This window comes from Sphaerisporangium sp. NPDC051011, from assembly GCF_040653595.1.
Lineage (GTDB): Bacteria > Actinomycetota > Actinomycetes > Streptosporangiales > Streptosporangiaceae > Sphaerisporangium.
The window spans coordinates 1-23,964 of the sequence record NZ_JBFAGG010000034.1 but is presented as its reverse complement, the minus strand read 5'-3'; the positions used below and the strand labels follow the sequence as shown (position 1 = coordinate 23,964).

Annotated in this window: 24 protein-coding genes; 10 read left to right on the top strand and 14 right to left on the bottom strand. The window is 70.5% G+C overall.

Annotation, left to right across the window (positions count from 1 at the left end; translation table 11 throughout):
• Window positions 1-317: 317 nt before the first annotated feature.
• On the top strand, window positions 318-929 hold the full coding sequence (locus AB0H21_RS40335) for a sarcosine oxidase subunit gamma family protein (RefSeq protein WP_358527238.1): 612 nt from the start codon (window positions 318-320) through the stop codon (window positions 927-929).
• A 124-nt stretch (window positions 930-1,053) separates the two neighbouring features.
• Here the strand turns inward: AB0H21_RS40335 and AB0H21_RS40330 are convergent, their stop codons facing one another.
• Together AB0H21_RS40330 and AB0H21_RS40325 are read right to left on the bottom strand one after the other, a co-directional pair.
• Window positions 1,054-1,434 carry an MmcQ/YjbR family DNA-binding protein gene (locus AB0H21_RS40330; RefSeq protein WP_358527235.1) on the bottom strand — a complete coding sequence of 127 codons (381 nt, stop codon included), beginning with the start codon at window positions 1,432-1,434 and terminating at the stop codon, window positions 1,054-1,056.
• 4 nt (window positions 1,435-1,438) lie between these two features.
• Entirely contained in the window at window positions 1,439-2,083 is a 645-nt protein-coding gene (locus AB0H21_RS40325; protein ID WP_358527233.1) for a hypothetical protein, read from the bottom strand.
• Between the two features lie 158 nt (window positions 2,084-2,241).
• On the opposite strand from AB0H21_RS40325, the gene AB0H21_RS40320 reads away from it, so the two are divergent.
• Window positions 2,242-3,441 (top strand): RNA-guided endonuclease TnpB family protein, encoded by a 1,200-nt coding sequence (locus AB0H21_RS40320; RefSeq protein WP_358527230.1) that lies wholly within the window; start codon window positions 2,242-2,244, stop codon window positions 3,439-3,441.
• Between the two features lie 126 nt (window positions 3,442-3,567).
• Window positions 3,568-4,668, top strand: a complete 1,101-nt coding sequence (locus AB0H21_RS40315; protein WP_358527227.1) for a hypothetical protein — start codon at window positions 3,568-3,570, stop codon at window positions 4,666-4,668.
• Between the two features lie 42 nt (window positions 4,669-4,710).
• On the opposite strand, the gene AB0H21_RS40310 is transcribed toward AB0H21_RS40315, so the two are convergent.
• The 6 genes from AB0H21_RS40310 to betA form a co-directional block, all read right to left on the bottom strand.
• Entirely contained in the window at window positions 4,711-6,153 is a 1,443-nt protein-coding gene (locus AB0H21_RS40310; RefSeq protein ID WP_358527224.1) for a hypothetical protein, read from the bottom strand.
• Between the two features lie 378 nt (window positions 6,154-6,531).
• A complete protein-coding gene (locus tag AB0H21_RS40305) occupies window positions 6,532-6,888 on the bottom strand; it encodes a hypothetical protein (RefSeq protein WP_358527221.1) in 357 nt (118 codons plus the stop codon).
• A gap of 294 nt (window positions 6,889-7,182) precedes the next feature.
• Entirely contained in the window at window positions 7,183-8,163 is a 981-nt protein-coding gene (locus AB0H21_RS40300; protein WP_358527218.1) for an ABC transporter substrate-binding protein, read from the bottom strand.
• 19 nt (window positions 8,164-8,182) lie between these two features.
• A complete protein-coding gene (locus tag AB0H21_RS40295) occupies window positions 8,183-10,165 on the bottom strand; it encodes an ABC transporter permease subunit (protein ID WP_358527216.1) in 1,983 nt (660 codons plus the stop codon).
• Window positions 10,166-10,202: 37 nt separating this feature from the next.
• Window positions 10,203-11,264, bottom strand: a complete 1,062-nt coding sequence (locus tag AB0H21_RS40290; protein WP_358527214.1) for a glycine betaine/L-proline ABC transporter ATP-binding protein — start codon at window positions 11,262-11,264, stop codon at window positions 10,203-10,205.
• Between the two features lie 236 nt (window positions 11,265-11,500).
• On the bottom strand, window positions 11,501-13,138 hold the full coding sequence (betA, locus tag AB0H21_RS40285) for a choline dehydrogenase (protein WP_358527213.1): 1,638 nt from the start codon (window positions 13,136-13,138) through the stop codon (window positions 11,501-11,503).
• A 153-nt stretch (window positions 13,139-13,291) separates the two neighbouring features.
• Between betA and AB0H21_RS40280 the strand changes: the two genes are divergently transcribed.
• Complete coding sequence (locus AB0H21_RS40280; protein WP_358527211.1) at window positions 13,292-14,062, top strand: IclR family transcriptional regulator; 771 nt, start codon at window positions 13,292-13,294, stop codon at window positions 14,060-14,062.
• Between the two features lie 73 nt (window positions 14,063-14,135).
• Here the strand turns inward: AB0H21_RS40280 and AB0H21_RS40275 are convergent, their stop codons facing one another.
• Complete coding sequence (locus tag AB0H21_RS40275; protein ID WP_358527209.1) at window positions 14,136-15,251, bottom strand: aromatic ring-hydroxylating dioxygenase subunit alpha; 1,116 nt, start codon at window positions 15,249-15,251, stop codon at window positions 14,136-14,138.
• A gap of 425 nt (window positions 15,252-15,676) precedes the next feature.
• On the opposite strand from AB0H21_RS40275, the gene AB0H21_RS40270 reads away from it, so the two are divergent.
• The 3 genes from AB0H21_RS40270 (at window position 15,677) to AB0H21_RS40260 (ending at window position 17,335) form a co-directional block, all read left to right on the top strand.
• Window positions 15,677-16,036 carry a VanZ family protein gene (locus AB0H21_RS40270; RefSeq protein ID WP_358527207.1) on the top strand — a complete coding sequence of 120 codons (360 nt, stop codon included), beginning with the start codon at window positions 15,677-15,679 and terminating at the stop codon, window positions 16,034-16,036.
• A 151-nt stretch (window positions 16,037-16,187) separates the two neighbouring features.
• Window positions 16,188-16,940 carry a GntR family transcriptional regulator gene (locus AB0H21_RS40265; protein ID WP_358527205.1) on the top strand — a complete coding sequence of 251 codons (753 nt, stop codon included), beginning with the start codon at window positions 16,188-16,190 and terminating at the stop codon, window positions 16,938-16,940.
• Between the two features lie 125 nt (window positions 16,941-17,065).
• On the top strand, window positions 17,066-17,335 hold the full coding sequence (locus tag AB0H21_RS40260; protein ID WP_358527204.1) for a hypothetical protein: 270 nt from the start codon (window positions 17,066-17,068) through the stop codon (window positions 17,333-17,335).
• Between the two features lie 123 nt (window positions 17,336-17,458).
• Here the strand turns inward: AB0H21_RS40260 and AB0H21_RS40255 are convergent, their stop codons facing one another.
• Window positions 17,459-18,898: a hypothetical protein gene (locus AB0H21_RS40255; RefSeq protein WP_358527202.1), complete on the bottom strand. Its 1,440-nt coding sequence runs from the start codon at window positions 18,896-18,898 to the stop codon at window positions 17,459-17,461.
• 185 nt (window positions 18,899-19,083) lie between these two features.
• Here AB0H21_RS40255 and AB0H21_RS40250 point away from each other — a divergent pair, with 185 nt between their 5' ends.
• The 3 genes from AB0H21_RS40250 (at window position 19,084) to AB0H21_RS40240 (ending at window position 21,033) form a co-directional block, all read left to right on the top strand.
• Window positions 19,084-19,218: a hypothetical protein gene (locus AB0H21_RS40250; protein ID WP_358527200.1), complete on the top strand. Its 135-nt coding sequence runs from the start codon at window positions 19,084-19,086 to the stop codon at window positions 19,216-19,218.
• Window positions 19,219-19,288: 70 nt separating this feature from the next.
• Window positions 19,289-20,641: a hypothetical protein gene (locus AB0H21_RS40245; protein ID WP_358527198.1), complete on the top strand. Its 1,353-nt coding sequence runs from the start codon at window positions 19,289-19,291 to the stop codon at window positions 20,639-20,641.
• A 230-nt stretch (window positions 20,642-20,871) separates the two neighbouring features.
• Window positions 20,872-21,033 carry a hypothetical protein gene (locus tag AB0H21_RS40240; protein ID WP_358527197.1) on the top strand — a complete coding sequence of 54 codons (162 nt, stop codon included), beginning with the start codon at window positions 20,872-20,874 and terminating at the stop codon, window positions 21,031-21,033.
• Window positions 21,034-21,157: 124 nt separating this feature from the next.
• Here the strand turns inward: AB0H21_RS40240 and AB0H21_RS40235 are convergent, their stop codons facing one another.
• The 4 genes from AB0H21_RS40235 to AB0H21_RS40220 all read right to left on the bottom strand — a co-directional run.
• Window positions 21,158-21,439: a metal-sensitive transcriptional regulator gene (locus AB0H21_RS40235; RefSeq protein ID WP_358527195.1), complete on the bottom strand. Its 282-nt coding sequence runs from the start codon at window positions 21,437-21,439 to the stop codon at window positions 21,158-21,160.
• A 95-nt stretch (window positions 21,440-21,534) separates the two neighbouring features.
• Window positions 21,535-22,638, bottom strand: a complete 1,104-nt coding sequence (locus AB0H21_RS40230; RefSeq protein WP_358527193.1) for a glycosyltransferase — start codon at window positions 22,636-22,638, stop codon at window positions 21,535-21,537.
• The gene (locus tag AB0H21_RS40225; RefSeq protein ID WP_358527191.1) at window positions 22,635-23,537 is read right to left on the bottom strand and encodes a hypothetical protein; all 903 of its coding nucleotides are present in this window, start codon (window positions 23,535-23,537) and stop codon (window positions 22,635-22,637) included. Before AB0H21_RS40225 ends, AB0H21_RS40230 begins: the two co-directional genes overlap by 4 nt.
• Window positions 23,538-23,727: 190 nt before the next feature.
• Window positions 23,728-23,964, bottom strand: a 237-nt coding sequence (locus tag AB0H21_RS40220; RefSeq protein WP_358527189.1) for a (Fe-S)-binding protein, incomplete at its 5' end; no start/stop codon positions are given.

Below are 23,964 nucleotides of genomic sequence, written 5' to 3'. Positions count from 1 at the left end.
GTTGGCTTCGCGGTGATCGTCGCGGCGGGAGGGGTAGTAGGTGTTGGCGGTTGTGCTGTGCGGGGCGCCGCCGGAGTCGATCAGCACGTGGCCGGGCAGGCGCACCCCCCCCCCCCCCCCGCCTACCCGCTCATGACCGAAGGGCCCCCTTGTGACGGCTGACCTCCATCAAAGGGACCCGCTGTGACGACCGACCCGCGCCGAGGGAGGACTCCTTCGCCCGCCCCACTCTTCTCCGAAGGAATCCGCTATGACACCTGACCTCCGTCAACCGGCGACTCCTACACCCCGCCCACTCACCTCCGAAGGAATCCGCTGTGACGGCTGACCTGCACGTGAAGCGAATCAGCCCTCTCGCGGGCTTCGCAGGCGTGTCCGACGCGCGGCTCGATGTCCGCGAGATCCCGTTCCTGCACCAGACGAACGTGCGCGCCGACCCCGCCCGTCTCCCGGCCGCGTGGGCGGAACGGCTGCCGATCGAACCGGGGACGTGGCGGCGCTCCGGCGAGGCCGACATCCTGTGGCTCGGCCCCGACGAGTGGCTCGCCATCGGCGACCTGGCCCCGAACCCGCGCACCACCCCAGACGACACCCCAAGCCCGCGCACCACCCCTGAGAGCCGGCACACCAGCCCTGACGACGCCCCGAGCCAGCGCACCACCGCTGATGACGTCCTGCTGACGGACGTCTCCGCTCAGCGGACGACCGTGCGCGTGGCCGGCCCCGGTGCCCGGGACCTGCTGGCCCACGGCTGCGCCCTTGACCTGCACCCCAGCGTCTTCGGCCCCGGCCAGTGCGCCCAGACCATGCTGGCCCGCGCCCAGGTCGTCCTGATGGCCCGCGAGCAGGACGAGTTCTGGATCCTGATCCGAGCGTCCTTCGCCCGCTACCTGGCCACCTGGATCACCGACGCCGCGACCGATTACTGAACGATCGCAGCCGTCGCCTTGCCCGACCCGAGCCCTCCCGTCAGCAGGAGAGCCTCGATCCCCTCGCCCACCGACCCGCCTACGCCGGGCTGACGTGGGCGGCGACCACCTGCCGCGGCCGGGGTCACCGCCCGCCCTCCGGCGCGTCCAGTTCGGCGACCAGGCGCTTGGGGGCGACGATCCGGTAGCTTTCCTCGACCCAGTCGCACAGGACGTCGAAGTCCGGCATGTCATCGGTGAACGGGACGGTCACCCACCCGGACCTGCCGAGGCCGTGGCTGGTCGGGGCCGCGCCGGGAACGCTGAGCGCGTGCCCGTTCGACTCGCCCAGCTTCACGGACAGCTTGGGACCCCACTTCTCGGTCGGCTCCTCCAGACCGAGGAAGACGAAGATCTTCTTGTTGACCTTGACCACGCTCTCACCCCAGGGGAACTCCTCGTGCGCCGCGGGGAAACCGAGGGCGAATTCGCGCAGACGCTCCCGCGTCTCCTGCCACTGGCTCATGACGCTATTTTCGTCCGTCCGTGGCGGCGCGTTCCCGGCCTTCGGCGAAGAAGCCGTGAAGGTCATGAAGGTCGCTCAAGGGGCGGGCGGCCCCGAAGGGCGCGTTCCAGAACTCGCCCGTCCGCGGCTCCCACGGGCCGATGTAGGCGTACGGTACGCCGAGGTAGCCGTCGCCGAGCGAGACCCCGTAGTTGATCTCGTCCACGGTGATGCCCAGGTCGAAGTGCTCGGGCCACAGCACCGGCGTGGCCTCGGGCGCGAGCCGGCGCAGCGCCTCATCCCCCGATACCAGGCACCGCGTGAGATACCCGGCGGCCTCGGAATCGACGCCCAGGACGTCGTCCGCCGATGCCCCCGAGCCGTCGTGGTACAGGTTCTCCGGCGCGCCCAGGCCCACCCCGGCCGCCGCGCCGACCTCCCGGAGCGTCCGCCCGTCGAGCGGCACCCGAACGCCGCCGCCCGCCACCAGCGCGTCCCCCTCGACCCGCAGCTCCGGCGCGGCGACCGTCCGGAAACCCCCCGGCACGACCCCCAGCCGGATCGTCCCGCTCGCTCGGTACTGCGGCCCCGCCATGACCAGCTCCGCGACCGCGTGCAGCGACCGCCGTGTGACGGCGAGCACCTCCGCCTCCGGCTCCTCAGCGTTCATGCGCCACGCTCTCCCAGATCCGTATGCCGTGCCCTTCTGCCTCATTCACCGAAACTCCCCTGAAGGCTGGAGACCTCGGGCTTTAGCCCTTGGGAGGAAAGCCGGACGGTACGGTCACGGTGTGTATGCGAACCGTGCCGTTCTGTTAAGGTTGATCTATGCGGACGGCGTACAAGTGCCGGGTTTACCCGACACCCGGACAAGCCGCGGTGCTGAACCGCACGTTCGGCTGCGTACGCTTCGTCTGGAACCGTACCCTGGCCTGGCGGCGCGCCCGCTACCACGGCGAGCGGGTCACGACGAACTTCGTCCAGGCGAACGCCCACCTGACGGCGATGAAAGCCGGCGAGGAGACGGCGTGGCTGAACGAGGTGTCGTCGGTTCCGTTGCAGCAGGCGATCCGCCACCAGCAGGCCGCGTTCACGAACTTCTTCGCCGGGCGCGCCAAGTATCCGCGTTACAAGTCCCGGACCGGGCGGCAGAGCGCGGAGTACACCCGGTCGGGTTTCCGCTACCACGACGGGCGGCTGTCGCTGGCGAAGATGGACGCGCCGCTGGAGTTCGTGTGGTCCTGGCCGGAGGTGGACCCTGCGGCGATCGACCCGACCACGGTGACCGTGTCCCGTGACCCGTGCGGGCGCTGGTACGTGTCCTTCGCCGTGGACGTGGACGACCCCGAGCAGGCCCCGGCGACCGGTGCCGTGGCCGGCGTGGACCTCGGAGTCAAGCACTTCGCGGTCACCTCCGGCGGCGAGAAGATCGCCAATCCGCGTGTATTGGCGAAGCGGGAACGTAACCTGGCCCGCTACCAGCGGCGCATGGCCCGCAAGCAGCGCGGGTCGAACAACCGGGCCAAGGCCAAGGCGAAGGTCGCCCGCGCCCACCGCAAGGTCGCCGCGTCCCGCGCCGACTTCCTGCATCGCACGTCCACGCGGCTGGTCCGCGACCACGACGTGATCGTGATCGAAGACCTCGCAGTCAAGAACATGGTGCGTAACCGGAGCCTGGCCAAAGCGATCTCCGACGCCGGGTGGGGTACCTTCCGCCGCATGCTGGAGTACAAGGCGGCCAAGCACGGCCGCCACCTGATCGTGATCGACCGCTGGTACCCCAGCTCGAAGACATGCAGCGTGTGCGGGCATCTGCTCGCCGAGCTGAGCCTGTCCACCCGGCACTGGACGTGCCCGGCCTGCCGCACCCTGCACGACAGGGACGTCAACGCGGCGAAGAACATCCTGGCGGCAGGTCTTGCCGTGTCCGCCTGTGGAGGTGACGTCAGACACTCCGGGTCCGCCCGGGTGCGGTCGCCTGGGAAGCAGGAACCCCGACCTGTGAAGGTTGGACTCCCCCGCCTTTAGGCGTGGGAAGGAAGTCAATCATACAACCTGACGCCCGGCGAGGGACGACACGCCCCGCGCGATCAAGGCGCACCGCCGCCGGAACGCGATGATGGGAAATATGACCAGAACCCTCCCCAGGCCGCGATGAAGGTCCGGCACGCACGGGCGGTGGCGGCCCGATGGGTAAGGGAGCACGCGTCCACGGCTCCGGATTTCGCCGGCGCGTTCCTGAGCGGCTCGTCCGTCTGGCTGCCCGAGGACGCCGAGTTGCCCGCCGCCTCCGACATTGACGTCATGGTGGTCACCACCGCACCGCGGCCCCCGGCGAAGCTCGGGAAGTTCTCCTGGGACGGCGTCCTGCTGGAGGTCACGTACCTGACCTGGAACGAGATCCCCTCCGCCGAGGCGGTCCTGGCGGACTACCACCTGGCGGGGTGCTTCCGCACGCGTACCGTCCTCGCCGACCCCACCGGCCGCCTCACCGACCTGCACGAACGCTGCGCCACGCGGTACGCCGAGCGCCCGTGGGTGCTCCGGCGCTGCGCCGCCGCCCGCGCGAGGATCGTCGACGGGCTCGGCGCGCTGAGGACGGCCAGGGGGCCCGGCACCATGGGCGCGAGGACCGCCGACGGGCCTGGCGCCCTCCGCGCCGGCGACCCGCCCCACGACCAGGTGACCGCCTGGCTGTTCCCCACCGGCGTCACCACGCACGTCCTGCTCACGGCGGGCCTGCGCAACCCCACGATCCGCCTGCGCTACCTCGCCGCGCGGACGCTACTGGAGGAGTACGGTCACGCGGACGTCCACGAGGAACTGCTCGCCCTGCTGGGATGCGCGGACATGACCCGCCGCCGCGCCGGGGAGCACCTACGCGCGATGACCGCCGCGTTCGACGCCGCCGCCCAGGTCGCCGCGACCCCGTTCTTCTTCTCCTCGGACATCACCCCGGCGGCCCGCCCGATCGCCGTGGACGGCGGCCAGGCGCTGATCGACCGGGGCGACCACCGCGAGGGCGTCTTCTGGACCGCCGCCACCTATGCCCGCTGCCTGAAGATCCTCGCCCACGACGCCCCGGAAACCTACGCGACGTTCACCCCCGGCTTCGCCGCCCTCCGCGCGGACCTCGGCATCCCAACCCCGACCGCCCTCACCCGCCGCGCGCAGGACGTCCTCACCTTCCTCCCACGCCTCTGGAAGGTCACGGAAGCGATCCTCGACGCGAACCCCGACGTCAGGGGCCGCTGATGCTCGAACGGGTGTCCGGCGTGGCCCACCGAGGCCGCCGCTCTACCCCTTTCCCCCGGACTCGCTTGGCGCTACCCGGGCGGTTCTCACGGGAAGGAGACCGGCGAGGGCGGCGGCGAGAACAGGCAAGCCGATGACCAGGGCGGCGATCAGCAGCCACGGGGTGTCGAAGCCAACCCGGGGCATCGGATCCCAGTCGACCGACGTCGTCATCGGCCACGCCAGAAGTAGGCCGATGGTGCACCCGACTGCCGCGCCCATCACGGCGCCGCAGGCCGCGCCGAGCCCCACACGGCACGCGGCGAACAACCGCTGGATCGCGGTCGAGCCGCCGACCCGTAGCAGGACACGCCGCGATCGGGAGCCGCCGGCCCGCCCGGTCCCGGCGAACGCGCAGCCGAAGGCGACGACGACCGCCGCCACGACGAACATCCTCCAGCCTGTCGAAGCCTGGAATCCCCGTTCGACGTAGGTGGTCGCGGTGTCACCCAACCGGCGGTCGAGTCGGGCCTGCTCGATCGCCGATGTGCGATGGAGGGAAGGGTCGATGATCAGTTGCTCAGGCTCCAGGTCAAGACCCAGGTCTCGCACCACCTTCGCCGGGATGAAAACCCCTTCCACGTCGGGATCGGCGGGCTTGGCGACGGTCGCGGGAACGCTCTTCTCCAAAAGCGACCCACCCTTAGGGGACGATTCGGAGTCGTAGATGACCGTCACAGTGTCGATGTCCACGTCCTGAGCTGTAACCACTACGACCGTATTCTCGGCATAGGGCGTCGACGGGTCTCCCGTGAGATAACAGAGCAGCGCCCGGTCACCGATGAGACCGGCCGGAGAGACGTTCTCCAGGTCCGGTAAGTCCGCGTTCTCGACCTCCAGGCTCAAATGTCCATTACGCTGACGATCGCTCTGCACGATGGGCACTCCGGGCAACTCCCGCTGGACGGCCGCGTGTACGACAGGTGCCTCATCCGGTGAGAGCCCGTGCACCAGAAGGGTGCCAGGCCGGGCCTGCGGATGATAGCCCGCCCTGTTCTGTGCCGTTACGGCGAATACGATGATCATTATTGTGATCGCGAGTGCCGTCGCGGCCATCGTCGCCGCGACCGCGGGAGCCGTTCGGGCGCGATCACCGGCCACGTCGCGCGCTGCCAGACGAATCGGCGGCGGCAGCCGTACAGTCAACCGCCCGAGCATTCCCAGCAACCATGAGACGACGGGGCCCAGACCCAAGAGGAACAATGCCCCTCCCATCATGGCCGCCAGGGCGGTCATCGCCGATCCGAAGTCGTCATAGTGCTGGTCTTCGTGCGTGGACCACGCGGTGAGCGCCATGACCAGAAAGCCGATCACCGACAGAACCAGCCCCCAGGCCAGATGCCGCCGACGCACGCCGGGGCGGCGCCCCTCTGGAACCGATCGCGCCGTGAATCCCACAGACCCGATCACACACGCCGCCAGAATTCCTAAGATCATCTCGGCCACAGGGAAATGGTATGTAGTGCGTGGTCGATGCGGTGGTAATACGAGTGGGAAGTGGTCGAAGGGGTGTCAGTCGTAGACCAGGCAGAACTCATTGATCCCTTCCGCGTAAGCGGTCATCGGCGCTGAGTGATCATCTCGGCAACCGGCAAGGGGCGGCCCAGGCACGAAACGATCCTCAACGCGAACCCCGACATTAGAGGTGTGCTGTAACAGGGAGGCGATCATGCCGCGCCCTACGCCGGTCTGCGTGCCGTCCGACCAGGGTGAATCATCACCGCTGAACTGGCCCGCCCGGACGACCGAGAATCGTCCGGGCGGGCCAGTGGGCTCGATCAGGCGATCGGGTCGCCGATCACCGGCATTATGCGCGTTCCCGGCTCAGCAGTAGTCGGCGTCGACCTCCTGGCGGAAAGACTCTTCTGATTGCGGAGTCGCCTTTCCGATCCAGTTGACCACCTGGGTGCTGTCGGCGAGATTCTCGGGCACTTCGTCCCACAGGAATGCGGAGCCGGTGGGACGCTCGCTCGAAAGTCGAACTCCGACGTCAAGGTGAGGCGGAACGGGGGACGTCAAGGAGTTCTCTTGTTTCGAGAAACCCCGCGCGTCCCCCAGCACGATCATTCCCTTCTGCTCGTCTGGCCGGTTGGGCTCTGACACCTTCCATACGAGTCGTTCGGTTTCCCAGTCCGCCACCTCGAACGAGGAGATGGTCTCACCGTCGCACAACGGAACCACGAATCTGAGTTGACCGTCACCCGTGCGGCCGACTCCGACGGGCCGGGGAAGATCGTCCCCTAGCGGAGGGCGGCATGCCGCCAGCAGTAACGCACAGGACGAAATGAGAATCGCCCTCTTCGATGACGGCCGCCGCCGGATGTACCCGTGTCCAGTCATGTGCACCTATCAGCAGTCTTAGGTAGCCAAGTACATGGATACCACGCTCAGCCTGTCGCCGTATCTGCAGAAAGCGTGGAGGTCAGGCCGATTTACGGGTACAGCACGGGCATCCACCGGAATGGCTGAGCGTGGTCAGTTCGTCGGGAGCCAGGGTTTGACTTTGTCGGGGTTGGCGGTGACCCACTTTTCTGCGGCGGCCTCGGGGGTCATCTTGTCCTCGGCGATGTACTTGGCGACGAGGTTCTGGTCGTCGTTGGTCCAGGTGAAGTTCTTGACGAGCTGGTACGCGGGACCGGCGGCGTCGGCGAACTTCTTACTGACGATCTTGTCGAGCTCGTACGGCGGGTAGTCGCACGCGACCTTGGCGGCGTCGGCGTCGCAGCCCTCGGTGTACGTGGGCAGGTTCACCTTCACCAGCTTGACCTCGGACAGGAACCACTGGGGCTCGTAGAAGTATCCGATCATCGGCTTCTTCTGCGCCTCGGCCTGCCGGAACCCGGTGATCAGCGCCGCCTCGCTCCCGGCGTAGACCACCTTGTAGTCCAGGCCCAGGTTCTTCACCAGCGCGGCGTCGTTGGTCACGAAGGACGGGTCGCCGTCGAGCAGCTGCCCCTTGCCGCCGGACTCCGAGGTCTTGAACAGGTCGGCGTACTTGTTGAGGTTCTTGTAGTCGGTGATGTCGGGGTACTTCCCGGCCATCCACGGCGGCACGTACCAGCCGATGATGCCCTGGTTGCCCGTCGCCCCGGCCTCGACGGCGACCTTCTGGTCCTCGATGTACTTCTTCTTCAGGTCGTCGTGGCCCCAGTTCTCCACGACCGCGTCGACCTCGCCGGTGGCGAAGCCCTGCCAGGCGACCTCCTCCTTGAGGTCCTTCTTGGTCACCGTGCAGCCGAGCCGCTTCTCGGCGACGTAGGCGATCACGGCCGCGTTGGCCTCGTACCCGACCCAGGGGTTGATCGCGAGGTTGAGGGTGCCGCACGCCTGCCCGGCCGGGGACGTGCCCGAGCCGGACGCGGCCGGGGCCGCCGTGGTCTCGCCCACCTTGGCCCCGGCGCACGCGGATACGAGAAGACAGGCCGCTCCCGCGAGCGCGACTCTGGAGATTTTCATCGGGTCCTCCTGAGGGGTGTCAGTGCCGCCCGTGGGCGGCGGCGTCGGCGCGCCGGGCCGCGGCCTTGGTGAGCGCGGCGAGCATGGTGCCGAGCACGACGATCGCGAGGCCCGCCGCCAGGCCCTTGCCGCGGAGCTGGAGCTGGGAGAAGCCGGACACCACGTCGTACCCGAGCGCGCCCGCGCCCACGAGGCCGCCGACCACGACCATGGCCAGCACGTAGATCAGGCCCTGGTTGGCGGCGAGGGTGACCGCCCGGCGCGCCATCGGGAGCTGCACCTTGGAGACGACCTGCCATGGGCTCGACCCGGCGGCCGTGGCGGCCTCCACGGCGCTCACGGGCACGCCTCGGATGCCGTCGGCGACGAGTTTGATCGCCACGGGGGCCGCGTACACCACGGCCGCGATGATCGCGGTGAAGCGCGTCGCGCCGAACAGGCCGAGGATCGGTACGAGGTAGACGAAGGCGGGCATGGTCTGCCCGGCGTCGAGGATCGGACGGATCACCCGGTCTGCGCGGCCGTCCCGTCCCATCCACACGCCGGTCACGACGCCGAGCGCCATGACGAGCACGGTGGCGACGAGCGTCGCGGCGAGCGTCACCATGCCGTCCTGCCACAGGCCGAGCGCGACGAGAAGCGCCAGGCAGGCGGCGCAGATGACGGCGACGCGCACGGTGGTGAGCACGAGGGCGGCCGCGGTGACGACGAGCAGCACGAGCCACCACGGCGAGCCGGTCAGCACGGCCTCGAACGGGTTCAGCAGGCCGTAGGTCACGGCGTTCTTCAGGGCGTTGGTGTAGGTGTACAGGTTGGCCTGCGCCCACTGGCCGGCCGCGTCGGCGGCCCCGCGCACGTGGGCGCCGAGGCCGACCTCGCCCGGGAAGACGGCCGCCCATACGTACACGTGGGAGAGGTACACGAGCACGGCGGTGACGGCGAGGACGGCGGTCACCTGGACGCGGCGCCAGAGCGGGCGGCGGACGCGCCCGGCGCGTCGGGCGGTCTCGACGCGGCGGCCGGCGGCGGAGGTCACCCGGTCGAGCACGATCGCCATGATCACGATGGCGAGGCCGGCGTTGAAGGACGTGCCGACGTCGAGTGTCTCCAGCGCCTTGAGGACGGTCTTGCCGAGGCCGGGGGCGTCGATGAGCGCGGCGATCGTCGCCATGGACAGGGCGGCCATGATGGTCTGGTTGACGCCGACGATGACGGTCCGCTTGGCGAGCGGCAGCCGCACCTTGGTCAGCAGTTGCCATGGTGTCGAGCCGAGCGAGGCGCCCGCTTCCACGGTCTCGGGGGGCACCTCCCTGATGGCGTGGGACGTGATGCGGATCGCGGGCGGGACCGCGTAGATCATCGTCGCGACGGTGGCGCTGGCCGGGCCGATCAGGAAGAAGAGCGTGAGCGGCGCGAGGTACACGAACGTCGGCATGGTCTGCATGAAGTCGAGCACGGGGCTCACCAGCCGCTCGAACCGGTCGCTCAGCCCGGCCCACACGCCGAGGGGGATGCCGATGACCAGGGACAGGACGACCGCGGCGAACGTCAGGGCCAGCGTGTCCATGCTCTCGCGCCACAGGCCGAGCAGCCCGAACGAGGCGAACCCGGCGGCGGTGAGCAGCGCGACGCGCAGGTTTCCGTACAGCAGGGCGACGGCCGTGGCGATGCCGGTCACGCCGAGCCAGCCGACCGCCGGGACCGGGCGGCCGAACGAGGGTGTGCTGATCAGCGCCTGGACGAAGATGACGAACTGGTCGATGAACAGGCGGATGTAGTTCACGAAGTAGAGGAAGAACGGGTTCTCGTTCCTGCTGTCGTCGATGACGTCGGCCGCCTCGCCGATGCGCTCGTGCAGGGGCGTCAGCTCGGCGCCGCCGAGCGGCAGGGTGGCCTGGCCCCGGAAGACCAGCCACAGGACGAGCCAGGCGGCGAGGATGCCCGCGAGAAGGTACGGGCGCGTCCACATCGGACGGCGGGCGGGCGCGGTCGCCGTCACCATGGCGCCCGCCTCGCGGTGAGAGGTCCGGGGCGCGGCCTCACTCCGCGATCACCTCCAGGACTTCGGCGGCGCCGACGACGCCGAGCAGCTCGCCGCCCGCGACGACGCGTACGGGCCGGTCGGCGCGCAGGACGGTGGGCACGGCCTCCTTGATGACGATGTCCGGCCCGAGCTCGGGCCCGTCCAGCGCGTCGCCGGGCTCGGGTGGCCGCATGATCCAGCGCAGGGTCAGGACGTGCGAGCGCGAGACGTCCCGGACGAACTCCCGCACGTAGTCGTCGGCGGGCGCGCCCACCACCTCGTCCGGGGTGCCGGTCTGGACGAGCGCGCCGTCGCGCATGACCAGGATGCGGTCGCCGAGCCGCAGCGCCTCGCCGAGGTCGTGCGTGATGAAGATCATCGTCTTGCCGACCTCGCGGTGCAGCCGGATGACCTCGTTCTGCATGTCCCGCCTGATCAGCGGGTCGAGCGCAGAGAACGGCTCGTCGAAGAACAGCACCTCGGGGTCTCCGGCGAGGGCGCGGGCCAGGCCCACCCGCTGCTGCATGCCGCCGGAGAGCTGGTCGGGGTAGGAGTCCGCGTACCCCATCAGGCCGACGAGGTCGAGCATCTCGGTCGCGCGGGCGTATCGCGGGACCTTCTTCACGCCCTGGATCTCCAGGCCGTAGGCGATGTTGTCCAGCACCCTGCGGTGCGGCAGGAGGCCGAAGTGCTGGAAGACCATCGCGAACCGGTGACGGCGCAGCTCGCGCAACTGCTTGCCGGCGGCCTGGCGAACGTCCACGCCGTCCAGGAGGATCTCGCCCGCGGTGGGCTCCACCAGGCGGGTCAGGCAGCGGACCAGCGTGGACTTGCCCGAGCCGGACAGGCCCATGATGACGAACACCTCGCCGCGCCGCACCGAGAACGACGCCTCGCGGACGGCGGCGACGCAGCCGGTGCGCTCCTTGAGCTCGGCGCGCGGCAACTCGGCGAGCGGGGAGCCGGGGACGTCGGCCGCCCGCGGGCCGAAGACCTTCCACAGGCCGCGCACGTCGAGGATCGCCGGTCGTTCGCTCGCGGGCACCGGAGAGGTTTCTGCCGGGGACGTCGCGGTCATCGTCACCTCGCGGGGGGTCGAGGGAGTGAAGGCCGGTCGCGCCACCGGGACATGGACCTGCCAGGACCATTCCAAACCGCATCTCGGGTTGCATAATGCGCACCGGAATGCTTAATGAGGAACAGAATCAACCTTCACGCCTGCCCCGTCAAGGCTTGCCGGGTTTCCCTTCCCGACCGAAACGCGCACGACGACACCACCCCATTCGTGAGACCCGCCGACCCGCGCCCCCACCTCTAGTCGGTGCCGACGGGCGAACGGCGGTAGAACTCCGTGTGGTCCGGGGGCAGGGGCGTGTTGCCGAGGACGAGGTCGGCGGACTTCTCGGCGAGCATCATCACCGGGGCGTAGATGTTGCCGTTGGTGATGTAGCGCATGGCGGAGGCGTCCACCACACGCAGCCCGTCCAGGCCGTGGACGCGCATCGTCGCCGGGTCCAGCACGTCGTGGTCGCCGACGCCCATGCGGGCGGTGCAGGACGGGTGCAGGGCGGTCTCGCCGTCGCGGGCCACCCAGTCGAGCACCTCCTGGTCGGTCTGGACGGACGGCCCGGGGCTCAGCTCGCCCGCGTTGAAGTCCTCCATGGCCGGCTGGTTCAGGATGGCGCGGGCGACGCGGACCGCCTCCACCCACTCACGCCGGTCCTGCTCGGTGGACAGGTAGTTGAAGCGCAGCGCGGGCTTGACCCGCGGGTCGGCGCCCTTGATCTTCACCGAGCCGCGCGCGTCGGAGTACATCGGGCCGATGTGCACCTGGTAGCCGTGCCCTCCGGCGGGCGCCGAGCCGTCGTAACGCACGGCGAGGGGCAGGAAGTGGAACATCAGGTTCGGGTAGGCGACGTCGTCGTTGCTGCGCGCGAAGCCGCCGGCCTCGAAGTGGTTGGTCGCCCCGGGCCCCGACCGCAGGAACAGCCACCGCGCGCCGATGTCCAGGCGCCGGCGCCACTTCATCGCGGGCTGCATCGACACCGGCCGCCTGCACCCGTACTGGACGTACACCTCCAGGTGGTCCTGCAGGTTCTCCCCCACCCCGGGAAGGTCGTGGACGGGCGCGACACCGGCGGCCTCCAGCTCGGCGGCGTTCCCGACCCCGGAGAGCTGGAGGAGCTGCGGGGTGTTGATCGACCCGCCGCAGAGGATCACCTCACCGGCCCGTACGGTGCGGCCGTCGTACTGGACGCCGACCGCCCGCTTCCCCTCGAACAGGATCTTCGTCACGTACGCCCGCGTTCTGACCTCCAGGTTCGGGCGGCCCTTCACCGGGTGCAGGTACGCGCGGGCGGCGGACAGGCGGCGGCCCCGGCGGATGTTCCGGTCGAACGCCGCGAACCCCTCCTGACGGAAGCCGTTCACGTCGTCGGTCAGCGGGTACCCGGCCTGCTGGACGGCCTGGAAGAACGCGTCGAACAGCGGGCCGGCCGACGGGCCGCGTTCGAGCACCAGCGGCCCGTCGTGGCCGCGGAACGGGGTGCCCGGGTCGGCCGTGCAGTTCTCCATCTTCCGGAAGTACGGCAGGCAGTGGGCGTAGTCCCAGGTCTCCATGCCGGGGTCGGCGGCCCAGCGCTCGTAGTCGAGCGGGTTACCGCGCTGGAAGATCATCCCGTTGATGCTGCTGGACCCGCCGAGCACCTTGCCGCGGGCGTGGTAGATGCGCCGGCCGTTCATGTGCGGCTCGGGCTCGGACTCGTACTTCCAGTCGTAGAACCGGCTGCCGATCGGGAACATCAGCGCGGCGGGCATGTGGATGAAGACGTCCCAGGGGAAGTCCGAGCGGCCGGCCTCCAGGACCAGCACCCGGACGGAGGGGTCGGCGGACAGTCGGTTGGCCAGAACGCAGCCGGCCGATCCACCACCGACGATGACGAAGTCGTACATTCTTGCCCTCGTCTCGCTGTCGTCGCGCTCGCGCGGACGGAGATCGACGTTCGCTTTGTAGCGATTGACGCACAAGGTTGCGGTAGACGCAACCATTAGGTAACGAATACCCAAATGGACGCGGCCATCGCCGACCGCCTACAGTCCGGGGCTATGGGCAACGATTCGTCGGCCGGCGTTCAGTCGGTCGACCGGGCGATCAGCGTGCTGGAGATCCTCTCCCAGCGTGGGGAGGCCGGCGTCAGCGAGATCGCGGCCGAGATCGGCGTCCACAAGTCCACGGCCTTCCGGCTGCTCGGCGCGCTGGAGGCGAGAAGCCTCGTCGAGCAGGCCGAGGACCGCGGGAAATACCGGCTGAGCTTCGGCGTGATCCGCCTCGCGGGCGGCGTCTCCGCCCGCCTCGACCTCACCCAGCAGGGCCGTCCCGTCTGCCGCCGCCTCGCCGAGGAGGTCGGCGAGACCGTCAACATCGCCGTCGTCCGGTCCCACTACGCGGTGAACCTCGACCAGGTGCGCGGCTCGTCCGCCGTCACCGCGCACAACTGGGTGGGGCAGCTCACTCCCCTGCACGCCACCTCCAGCGGCAAGGTGCTGCTCGCCCACCTCGACGACGCGCACCGCGACCAACTGCTGGCCGCCGCCGGCCTTCCCCGGTTCACGCCCGCGACCCTCACCACCGCCGCCGAGCTCCTGCCGCAGCTCGACGAGGCCCGCGCGCGGGGGTACGCCGTGACGCTGGAGGAGTACGAGATCGGCCTGAACGCGATGGCCGCGCCGGTGCGGGCCTACGACGGGGAGGTCGTGGCGGCCGTGAGCGCCTCGGGGCCGGCGTACCGCTTCACCGAGGCGCGCATGCACGAACTGGTGCCCGTCCTCATGGCCGGGGCGGCCGACATCAGCCACCGCCTGGGCTACGCGGGCTGAACCCGGCGGCGATGCCGCGGCGGCCCGCCGAAGCCAGGCAACGGGCGATTCCGGGACGGACCGCCGGCGCCGGTCAGCGGGCGATGCCGAGGCGGCCCGCGACCCACTCGTGGAAGTCGGCGATGTGGTGCTCGCTCGGCACCAGCACGCCCCCGGCCGCGTACGCGCGCGAGCCCATCGCGGGCTGGCAGCGCTCGCACGCCTCGAAGTCCTGCACGTTGACCCGGTGGAACAGCTCGACGGACGGGCCGAGGTCGCTGCCGCCGTCCACGACCTCGGGCAGGAACAGCCAGTCGCACTCCACGATCGTGCGACCGGCGGCCAGCGGGAACATGCGGTGCACGATCGCGTGGTCGGGGACGAGGTTGACGAAGACCTGCGGCCTGATGGTGATCGCGTAGTACCGCCTGTCCTGGTCGTCGCTGACGCCCGGAATGCGGTTCACGCCCGGCGAGCCGTCGATCGTGAACCCCTCGATCTCGTCGCCGAAGGCCGCGCCGTGGCCGACGTAATACTGCGCCGCGTACCCCTCGGCGAACTCGGGCAGCACCGCGGTCAACTCGGGGTGGATCGTCGCGCAGTGGTAGCACTCCATGAAGTTCTCGACGATCAGCTTCCAGTTGGCCTTGACGTCGTAGACGATCCTGCGGCCGACCTTGAGGTTCTCGATGCCGTAGTTCTCGATGGAGGCGAGGTCGCCGAGCCGGGTGGTCACGGCGCCGAGCACGTCCCGCTCGAAGGGCGGCGGGTCGGCGGCGATGCAGACCCAGACGTAGCCGATCCATTCGCGGACGTGCACGGTGACCAGGCCGTACTCGGTGCGGTCGATGTCGGGCATCTTGCCCAGGTTCGGGGCGGCGATCAGCGTGCCGTCGAGGTCGTACGTCCAGGCGTGGTACATGCACGTGAAGGCCCGGCGCACCCGGCCGGACTCCTCGGTGCACAGGCGGGCGCCGCGGTGCCGGCAGACGTTGAGGAACGCGCGCACCGAGCCGTCCCGGGCGCGGCTGATGATCACGCTCTCGCGCCCGACCTGCGCGGTGCGGAAGGCTCCCGGACCGTCGAGGTCGGCGGCCCTGGCCACGCAGAACCACATCGACTCGAAGATCCGCTCCTGTTCGAGGGCGAAGACGGACTCGTCGGTGTAGAGGCCGCCCGCCAGGGTGGCGATCAGGCTGGAGGTCACCACGACTACCCCTCGGGTTCTGAATGGCGAAACGCATCGCGCTATGCGCAACAGACTGCGTCCCAGGTGAGCCGCCTGTCAATACGCGCGCGGGCCGCCCTCACGGACACGGGGTGTAGTCGTCATGAAGTGGCGCCGGCGAGGGACGAAGGCTTTCCCCGGGGTCAGGGTTGTATTACTCGGCCCGGTCCGGCACCGGGGGGGCATTTCTTCGCGGGGGCCGGTGGCTATCCGGAAAGATGTCCCTCATGCGCCTCGAATGGCACCTCTGGGGATATGTCGTTATAGCTACAGTTCTATCCCTCCCCGCGGCCGTGCTCGCGGCACACTTACTGGCCACCTGGCGCTCCAATCGGAGCCATCCGCGTCCATTCCGTACGGCGTACGCCGATGTGTTCGCCGTCGCCGGGACCATCCCGTGGATCTGGATGATCTTGACGCCGGGATCCGCCTCCGGCGTCACGCTGCTGCCCCTCAGCGATCTCGCCGAGCTCGCGACGGCCCCGCCGGGGACGGTATTGGCACAGGTGGGAGGCAACCTTCTCGTCTTCGCGGCCCTCGGCGCCCTGCTGCCCGTACGGTCGGCGCGCTTCGCCGGGACGTGGCGCGTGGCCCTTCTCGCGGCCCTTCTGTCGATCACCGTCGAGGTGTTGCAGTATGGATTGCACCTCGGCCGGGTGTCGTCCGTGGACGATGTTCTGCTCAATTCGGCGGGCGCCGCGCTCGCGAGCCTGGCCACCCGGCGGTGGCACGCGCGACCCTTGACGGCCGGGACCGGTCCACAATAGCGACCCCAGAATACCCCGGGGATCACCACACAGGCACGATTCACACAAAAGAAGCACGGGACCAACCTCCGTATCTGTGCGATCGTGGACAAGGCGGGGCAAGTTCTCTGAAGACGCGGACGGCGTTGGTGACTGAGGGTGATAGAGAGTGATGGCATCTTCCCCGGTACCACATGAACCCCCGATCTATCGCCGGATCGCCGATCGTCTGCGCCAGGCGATCCTCGCGGGCGAATTCCGGGATGGGGATCGGCTGCCGGGCGAGAACGCCCTCATGTCGGAGTACGGAATCGCCAGGGCGACGGCGCGGCAGGCACTGGCGGTTCTCATCAACGAAGGGGTGGCCGTGCCCAAGCGCGGGTCGGGTGTGTACGTACGCCATTTCCGGCCGATCCGGCGCCACGGCTCGCGCCGCCTCTCGCGCGAGCAGTGGGGCACGGGGAAGGCGATCTGGGACTCGGACGTGACCGGCCGTCCGTTCACGGTGGACGACATCGTCATCGCGCGTGAGACGGCCGCCGAGGACGTCGGCCGCGTGCTCGGCTGCGAGGAGGTGTGGGTGCGGCGGCGGCGCTACTCCGTGGACGGACGGCCCGTGCAGCTCGCCGCCTCGCACTTCCCGGCCGACCTGGTGGAGGGGACGCCGATCACGGTGCCGGACACCGGCCCCGGCGGCGTCTACGCGCGCCTCGGCGACCTCGGCCACGCGCCCGTGCACTTCACCGAGGAGGTGCGCGCCCGCATGCCGTCCCCCGACGAGGCCGCCATGCTGCGGCTTCCCGCCGGGACGCCCGTGATCGAGGTGTGCCGGTCGGCCTTCGCGGCGGGGGGCACGGCGGTCGAGCTCAACAAGATGATCATTGACGCCGCCTCGTACGTACTTCAGTACGACTTCGACGCATGAGTCAAGGGGTCACGTCAAGCGTTAGGTTGACCTGTCCCCACCGAACATTGATTTCTCTAGAGATGTCCCTCACCGTGAGGGTGAAAGGTACAAACCTGGCGCACCTCGCGGGAAGGATGGACGGGATGTCGTTCGACCGGCACCTCGCCGAAATCGCCCGGGAGTTCCCCGACTGGACCATCTGGAGGAGCGACGCCGGGCGTTGGTGGGCCACCCGGCACCGCCTGCTCACCGAAGAGGAACGGGACGCGGGCAGTGCCATGACCGTCGACGCCGACGATTCCAAGGGCCTGCGCGAACAGCTGCTGGAGCAGCGGGAACTGCTGCCTCCGGCCCAGGGCCCGAGCGAACCGCCGGAGTGGCGGGAACCGCCCCCGGCCGATCCCGAGACCTGACGCCCGCGACGCCGGCGGCAGGAAGCGCGGAAACCTCCGACCCAATCGGGGGCGGAGGTTTCCGCGTCCGGCGAGCGCCGGCGCGCGGGCTACTGACGGCGTGCGGGCTACTGGCTGTGCGGGCTACTGACGGCGCGCCGAGAGGCCGTCCTCGCCGGAGCGGTTCCCGGATGTCGGCACGTGGACGTCGGTGGCCTCGAAGAAGCCGCGGACGCGCCCCTGCGCCGGAGCCTCGTGGTCGTTGGCCCCGTGCGCGTCGTTCGCCCCCTGCCGCCGGGCGTCGCCAGCGACCTCGACGGTGTCGTCGGGACGGATCGGCCGGCCCGCGAGACCCTGCCCGGCCCCGTCGTGCCGCTCGAACTCGACGTACTGCTCGTGGTCGTCGGAGGCGTCGTGCGCGGCGGCGGCGCTCACGGGAAGCACCGTACCCTCGCCGTCCTCGTCGCGGCTCTCCAGGCGCGCGCCGCCCTCCAGGCCTGTCGCCGGCCCGCCCACCGCCGCGCCGGGCCCGAAGGCCGCGTTCCGCTCGGCGTCGCGGTCGGCCTCCGCGCGCCGCCCGTCGTCCGTACCGTCCGCGTCGTCCACGCCATGCGCGGCGTCGCCGTCCGCGCCGCCGAGCACGACCCGCACCGAGTCCTGCCGCACTGAGTCCTGCCGCATTGAGTCTTGCTCGCCGGCCACCGCGGCGTCCCGCGGCTCGTCCACGTGGGTGAAGACGGGACGCGGCGGCAGCACCGCGGCCTCGTCGATGAGCGGGCCCGCGGCGTTCTCCCGCTGGAGCAGGTCGGTCAGCACCGAGCCCATCTCGTTGAGGCGGCGCATGACCTCGGTGTGGGTGTCGGTGAGGAACGTCACCCGGCGGCCGGTGTGGTCGTCCAGCGACGTGGCGCGCTGCTGGGCGGAGGACAGCGTCTCGGTGGCCTCGGCCCGCGCGGACGTGAGCGTCGCCTCGGCCTCGGCGGATGCGGCCTCGCGCGTGGACTCGGCCTGCGCGTCGGCCTCGGCGACCAGGCGCTCGGCCTCCAGCTGGGCGGCCTTCACCGTGCGGTCGGCCTCGGCGCGGGCGTTGCGCAGCGTCTCCTCCGACTCGGCGCGGGCCGTGCCCAGCGTCTCCTCGGCGTCCGAGCCGGCCTGGGCGAGCAGGCGCTCGGCGGCGGCGGTCGCCTCGTGGACGCGGCGCTCGGCCTCGGCCTGGCTGGACGAGAGGATCTGCTCGGACTCGGCGTTGGCCTCCTCGCGCGTCTTGGCGGCGTCGTCGTCCGCGGCCTCGCGCTTGGACTTGGCCTCCTCCTCGGCGAGCTTCAGTATCGCGCTCAGCCGCTGGCCCAGCTCGTCGTAGTCCTGGGGGGCTTCGGCCAGGCGGCGGCGGGCCTCTGCCAGCTCGATACGGCCCTGCTCGGCCTGGTCGATCGCCCGCGCCAGCCGTTCCTCCAGGTCACGGATCTGATTGCGCGTTCGGACCATGTGGTCGTGGACCTGGCGGCGGCTGTATCCGCGCATCACGACCTCGAAGCCGAGGTCCTCGTGCATCATGTCGGGAAAGCTTTCCTGCTGGTTCGTCATGGCTGAGCCCTGGGGGTCTGGATTCGAGTGGGGGTCGTGCATCGGGTGGCGACACGTCAGGACACGACTTTCCTGCCATCTGCCGGAGTCCGCAACCCGAACGCATGGCCTCATGCGGTCTTATAGCGCCTACCACCCTGTAAGGCGGGGAAACCGGTACATGGCCGCATGAGATCCTCGGTCACATGAGTGAGCCCCTGCTGCCAGCCCCGTACGGCGCGGCGCTGGACGCCGGCGCGCCGTCCATCCACCCCGAGGCGGACAATTACATCGCCAAGGCCGCCCGCCACCGCGCCGCCATGCCCCTGCCGGGCACCTGACCCCTCGGAGCCCTCACCGGGGGGCGGCGGGGACGCGCTGCCGGGGCCGGTGATATGCATCACCAGTAGCATGGCCGCCGTGCAGTGGGACCCCTTCGCGGCGATCGAGCGGGATGTCCGCGCCATGGTCGCGGACCCGCGGTGGGCGGACGTCCCCGCGCCCACTCAGGGCCAGGCGATGGCCGCCCGCCTGCTGCGCACCGAGGACGGCGCGTGCTGGCTGTTCGGCGCGCACGCCCGCTGGTACCGCCACGACGCCTCGGACGGCTCGTGGCACCTGTCCGCGCCCCCGGCCGACCCGGGCGTGCGGGCCGCCGCGCGCGCTCCCCAGCCGCCCCCGCCGATCCCGGACGAACTGCTGCCTGACCCGTCCGACATGTCCTACGACCGGGGCTCCACCCAGGCGTTCGTGGGGCCGGACGTGACCCGCGAGACCACCGAGCGGACGCGCGAGCTGCTGGTGGAGGCGTGCCGGCCGAAGGAGGACGTCCCGCTGGTGTCGGGACCGCTGCGCGAGACGTTCCACGCGGACGTCACGGCGGCGGTCGCTGCGATCTGGGGCACGATCATGTGGTGCGCCTACGCCCCGGCGTTCGACGGCAACGAGATCCTGCTGTCGATGTTCGGCGAGTTCCTGGCGCGCCCGCTGCCCGGGGACGACTGGGTGCGGTGGCTGCCGCCGACGCCGCTGGATGCGCTGACCGGCCTGTACGCCGAGCGGCTTGACCACGGGGCCCAGGGGCAGGGGCTGCGCCTGGCCGGGCTGATGGCCGGGACGGCCCGCGTCCTGGCCCCCGACCCGCGTTTCTCTCCCCGCGCGGGGGCCCTGCTGGCGATGGTGGAGCCGTTGCTGGCGCGTCCGTGGCTGGACCACCGGGCCCGGGGCGCGCGGGCGCTCAGGGACGCCTGGCTGGCGCGCTGCCCGCGCCCCCTGAGGGCCGCCGTGCTGGCCGAGACCTCGCCGGAGGAGCACTTCCGGCATCGCCTGTACGACCTGGTGGAGGCGCTGTCGTTCGTCGCGTCCCATGGGGCCGACCCGCGGGCGGTCGCGGCGTCGCTGCTGGCCGCGGACGTCAACGAGGTGGCGCCCGGGGAGGCGGCGCGGCTGTACCCGTTGCTGGACCCGGAGTTGCGGCGGACGTACTACGCGGTGCTGGCCGACGCGGGCCATCCCCTGCGGGGTTGCTGGCCCCGGGACGGCGAGCCGCCGGACGCCCTGCGCCCGCCCGACCGGGCCTCGGCGGCGGCGCTGCTGGGGGCGGGGTACGCGACGGGGCTGGCGTGGTGCGCGCTCACCGGGACGGCGCCGCCCGCGCGCGGGTTCCCCTCGTCCGCGGCGACGGTGAGCTGCCTGATCGGCGAGCGCGACGACCCGCTGCCGGACGCCTCAGACACCTCAGATGAATGGATACACCACAGCTGACCGGCCCGCCGTGACCTAAACGTTAAATTAGGCCATTTCATACTTACCTCGCGTATATCATTCCCGGTCCCCCTATCTGGGGATTTGGCCGAATTGTGATCTACGATCCTGGAAATGGTTCCACGGGTACACGGGCGGCCAAGGCGAATGGTCCCGATGGGCCATGTCGCCGAAAGCCACCCGGCCGTAACCTCGAAGAGGGTGTGGGCTGCGAAAGGAAGGACGACGCGGTGGGGCACGACAACCTGGACTTGAGAGTCCATGACCGTGTCGCGTTGGACGAGATCGCGCTCTACGCGGAGGTGCTCAGCGCCGTCGCTGTCAGCGAACGACAGCTCACGTTGGATGAGCTCGACAACGCGCTCGGATTGCGTACTTCGGTGAGTCACTGAAGAAGGTCGCAGAACTGGTCCCGGACTCCTCGGGGTTCGGGACGGTTTTGTGAAAAGGCCTCTTACCTCCGGCTTACCCCCCGGCGTGACTAGTCCGAGCGGGCTGTGAAACGGCCGGACACGACTACGAGCGCACTAGCCTCGCGATCGCCGCCGAGGCCTCCTTGACCTTCGCCTCCGCCTCGGGACCGCCGTTGTTGATCGCGTCCGCGACGCAGTGACCGATGTGGTCCTCCAGGAGCCCCAGCGCCACGGCCTGCAGGGCGCGCGTGGCCGCCGACACCTGCGTGAGGACGTCGATGCAGTAGGAGTCTTCCTCGACCATGCGCTGAAGGCCGCGGATCTGCCCCTCGATCCGACGAAGCCTGGTCAGATAAGCCTGCTTGTCTCCGCTGTACCCATGCATAGCGTCTACAATACCGGTTCGGGGTATACCACAGCGGCGCGCGCGTCCCGCACCCGGGGTCGGCCCAGCGCCCCCCCGCGCCACTCAGCGCCGCCTCAGCGCGCCCCGGCCGCCTTCGCGCCGCGCCCGCGCAGATCCTCGGCCAGCTCCTCCCAGCGCGCGGCGACGACCGGCGCGGCGTACCGGGCCGCCGACTTCCGCGCCCCCGCCGACAGCACCATGCGCCGGCGCTCGTCGTCGATCAGGCCCAGCATCGCGCACGCGAACGCCTCGACCTCGTCCCCGCCCCTCGGCACCAGCACGCTGTCATGGCCAGGAGTGACGAACTCCCCCGCGCCGCGCGCCCCCTCGAACCCGACCACGGGGACGCCGCAGCCGAGCGCCTCGATCACCGTCATGCCCGGGCTCTCGGCCAGCGAGGTGACCGCGACCAGCGACGCCTTGGCGAACTCGCCCGGCAGGTCGGGCGTCGTGCCCATGAAGTACACGTTGTTGTGCAGGTTCAGGCTGCCGACCAGCGCGCGCAGCCGCTTCTCCTCCGGCCCGCCGCCGTATAACCGCAGCCGCCAGTCAGGGCGCTTGTCCGCCACGATCGCGAAGGCGCGGACGAGCTGGTCGAACGCCTTGCCCGCCAGCCACCGGCCGCCCGCCGACACGATGCGGTTGTCCATGCGCGAGCGCGGCCAGGGGCCCTGCGTCAGCGCGTCCGGCACGACCTCCAGCCTCGGGCCGCCGGGGCCTTGGAAGAGGCGGTCGAAGTCGTCCCTGGCCGTCTCGGTCGAGGTGACCACGGCGTCCAGCTTGGGGTAGAAGCGGCGCACCGGGTCCGGGACCGCCGGCCGGCTCCACTCGCGCGCGACGCGCAGGGTCTCGCGCGGGACGTGCCGGGCCGCCTGGACGCCGAGGCTCGCGCGGGTCGTGACGAGCAGGTCGGCGCGCATCCCCCGCAGGGCGCGCCACAGGGCCATCTCGATGCGCATCTGCCCGCCGGGCAGGATGTGCCGGACGCCGGGCCGCGCGTCGATCAGAAAGCGCACCGACAACCGGCGGTCCACCGGGAAGAACGGGTTCTCGCGGACCCGCCTGACGCTGATGATCCCGACCTCGTGCCGGGACGCCAGCGCCGCCGCCAGGTTGAGCACGGCCCGCGTGTCGCCGCGCATGCCGTACACCGAGGGCACGAGAAAGCAGATCTTCATCCGCCCACCTCGAGGCGCAGCTCGTCGTCGGAGGTGTAGCACGGGCGGACCGGCACCCCGTCCACCCGGGTGTCGGGGTACTGGACCCGGCGCCCCTTGCCGTCCACGTCGTCGATATGGGCGCCGAGCGGCAACGGCACGTCCAGGCCGTCGACCTCCAGCGACGGCTCCCACAGCCCCTCGTACTCCGGCGTCGCGGCGAGCACGTCCACCAGCGACAGGGCTGCGTGGAAGCGCACGCCCTTGACGGTCGCGGTGGCCGTCACCGCGGTCTCGGGCCCGGCCGAGCGGCGCAGGGCCAGGCGGGCGGTGTGGTGGGAGTCGTCGTCGTCGAAGCCGGTGTAGGCCAGCAGTCCGGTGACCTCGAACCGGCCCTCGCGGAACCACACCGCCCGGACGTCGGCCACCGGCTCGACCTCGGAGATCTTGACGGCGAGGTAGCCGCCCCGCGTACGGTAGGCGCGATAGGCGAAGGTGCGCCGGCTGAGCGCGTAGGCGTCGAGCCGGTCGAGCGAGAAACCGGGGTCCACGCACTGGACCCGCGTGCGCCTGACCCGCCGCCCGGACCGTTCCCACGAGGGACGACGCGGGGCCGCCTCGCCGTCCGGGGGCTTCGCCCCGGGCCTCCCGTCGTCGCCAGGATCGTCCGGATCGGGCTCGTCATGTTCGAGGTAGGCGTCCCAGCGGCCCGCCGACAGGCCGAGCGGCGCGAGCGACACCGCGACCGACGCCTCGCGCACCTCGGCGCCGGACGTGCCGAGCACCACCCGGGCCTCGGTGCCGGTGCCTCTCTGCCGCAGGACCAGCCGGGTTCCGTCGGCCAGCGGCTCGGCGATGGCGAGCCGGAGCGAGAGGACATCGGCCATCGTCACCTCGGCATCGGTAACGACAACGCGCACCGCGCCCCCTCCCCGTCGATTGAGCCGCGCGTCGTTGAGGTTACCGTGATTTCTCCGTTATGTGGAGAAAGGTTTTCGGGTTCTGACTTTCGCAGGTGGGTTTGGGACGGAGCCGGGGCCCGGCCGGCGCGGATTTTCCACCGCGACGGCCGGTTCCGGCCCGGCTCTGACGCCCCGCCGGACGGACCGCTCAGGCGCCGACCGGCTCGCCCATCTGCCCGTGCTGGTCCCGCTCGCCCTTCACCGAGGTGATCAGGAGCTGGGCGACGTCCACGACCTCCAGCGTCTCCTTGGCCTGGCCGTTGTTCTTCTTCTCGTTGATCGCGTCCCCGAGCATGACCAGGCAGAACGGGCACGCGGTGGACACGGTGTCGGGGTCGGTGGTCAGCGCCTCATCCACCCGCTCGGTGTTGATGCGCTTGCCGAT

Coding starts and splice junctions, on each gene's coding strand:
- AB0H21_RS40330 (WP_358527235.1), bottom strand. CDS start 1,434: ATGAGCCAGTGGCAGGAGACGCGGGAGCGTCTGCGCGAATTCGCCCTC.
- AB0H21_RS40325 (WP_358527233.1), bottom strand. CDS start 2,083: ATGAACGCTGAGGAGCCGGAGGCGGAGGTGCTCGCCGTCACACGGCGG.
- AB0H21_RS40320 (WP_358527230.1), top strand. CDS start 2,242: ATGCGGACGGCGTACAAGTGCCGGGTTTACCCGACACCCGGACAAGCC.
- AB0H21_RS40315 (WP_358527227.1), top strand. CDS start 3,568: ATGAAGGTCCGGCACGCACGGGCGGTGGCGGCCCGATGGGTAAGGGAG.
- AB0H21_RS40300 (WP_358527218.1), bottom strand. CDS start 8,163: ATGAAAATCTCCAGAGTCGCGCTCGCGGGAGCGGCCTGTCTTCTCGTA.
- AB0H21_RS40295 (WP_358527216.1), bottom strand. CDS start 10,165: ATGGTGACGGCGACCGCGCCCGCCCGCCGTCCGATGTGGACGCGCCCG.
- AB0H21_RS40290 (WP_358527214.1), bottom strand. CDS start 11,264: ATGACCGCGACGTCCCCGGCAGAAACCTCTCCGGTGCCCGCGAGCGAA.
- betA (WP_358527213.1), bottom strand. CDS start 13,138: ATGTACGACTTCGTCATCGTCGGTGGTGGATCGGCCGGCTGCGTTCTG.
- AB0H21_RS40280 (WP_358527211.1), top strand. CDS start 13,292: ATGGGCAACGATTCGTCGGCCGGCGTTCAGTCGGTCGACCGGGCGATC.
- AB0H21_RS40270 (WP_358527207.1), top strand. CDS start 15,677: ATGATCTTGACGCCGGGATCCGCCTCCGGCGTCACGCTGCTGCCCCTC.
- AB0H21_RS40265 (WP_358527205.1), top strand. CDS start 16,188: ATGGCATCTTCCCCGGTACCACATGAACCCCCGATCTATCGCCGGATC.
- AB0H21_RS40260 (WP_358527204.1), top strand. CDS start 17,066: ATGTCGTTCGACCGGCACCTCGCCGAAATCGCCCGGGAGTTCCCCGAC.
- AB0H21_RS40255 (WP_358527202.1), bottom strand. CDS start 18,898: ATGACGAACCAGCAGGAAAGCTTTCCCGACATGATGCACGAGGACCTC.
- AB0H21_RS40250 (WP_358527200.1), top strand. CDS start 19,084: ATGAGTGAGCCCCTGCTGCCAGCCCCGTACGGCGCGGCGCTGGACGCC.
- AB0H21_RS40245 (WP_358527198.1), top strand. CDS start 19,289: ATGGCCGCCGTGCAGTGGGACCCCTTCGCGGCGATCGAGCGGGATGTC.
- AB0H21_RS40235 (WP_358527195.1), bottom strand. CDS start 21,439: ATGCATGGGTACAGCGGAGACAAGCAGGCTTATCTGACCAGGCTTCGT.
- AB0H21_RS40230 (WP_358527193.1), bottom strand. CDS start 22,638: ATGAAGATCTGCTTTCTCGTGCCCTCGGTGTACGGCATGCGCGGCGAC.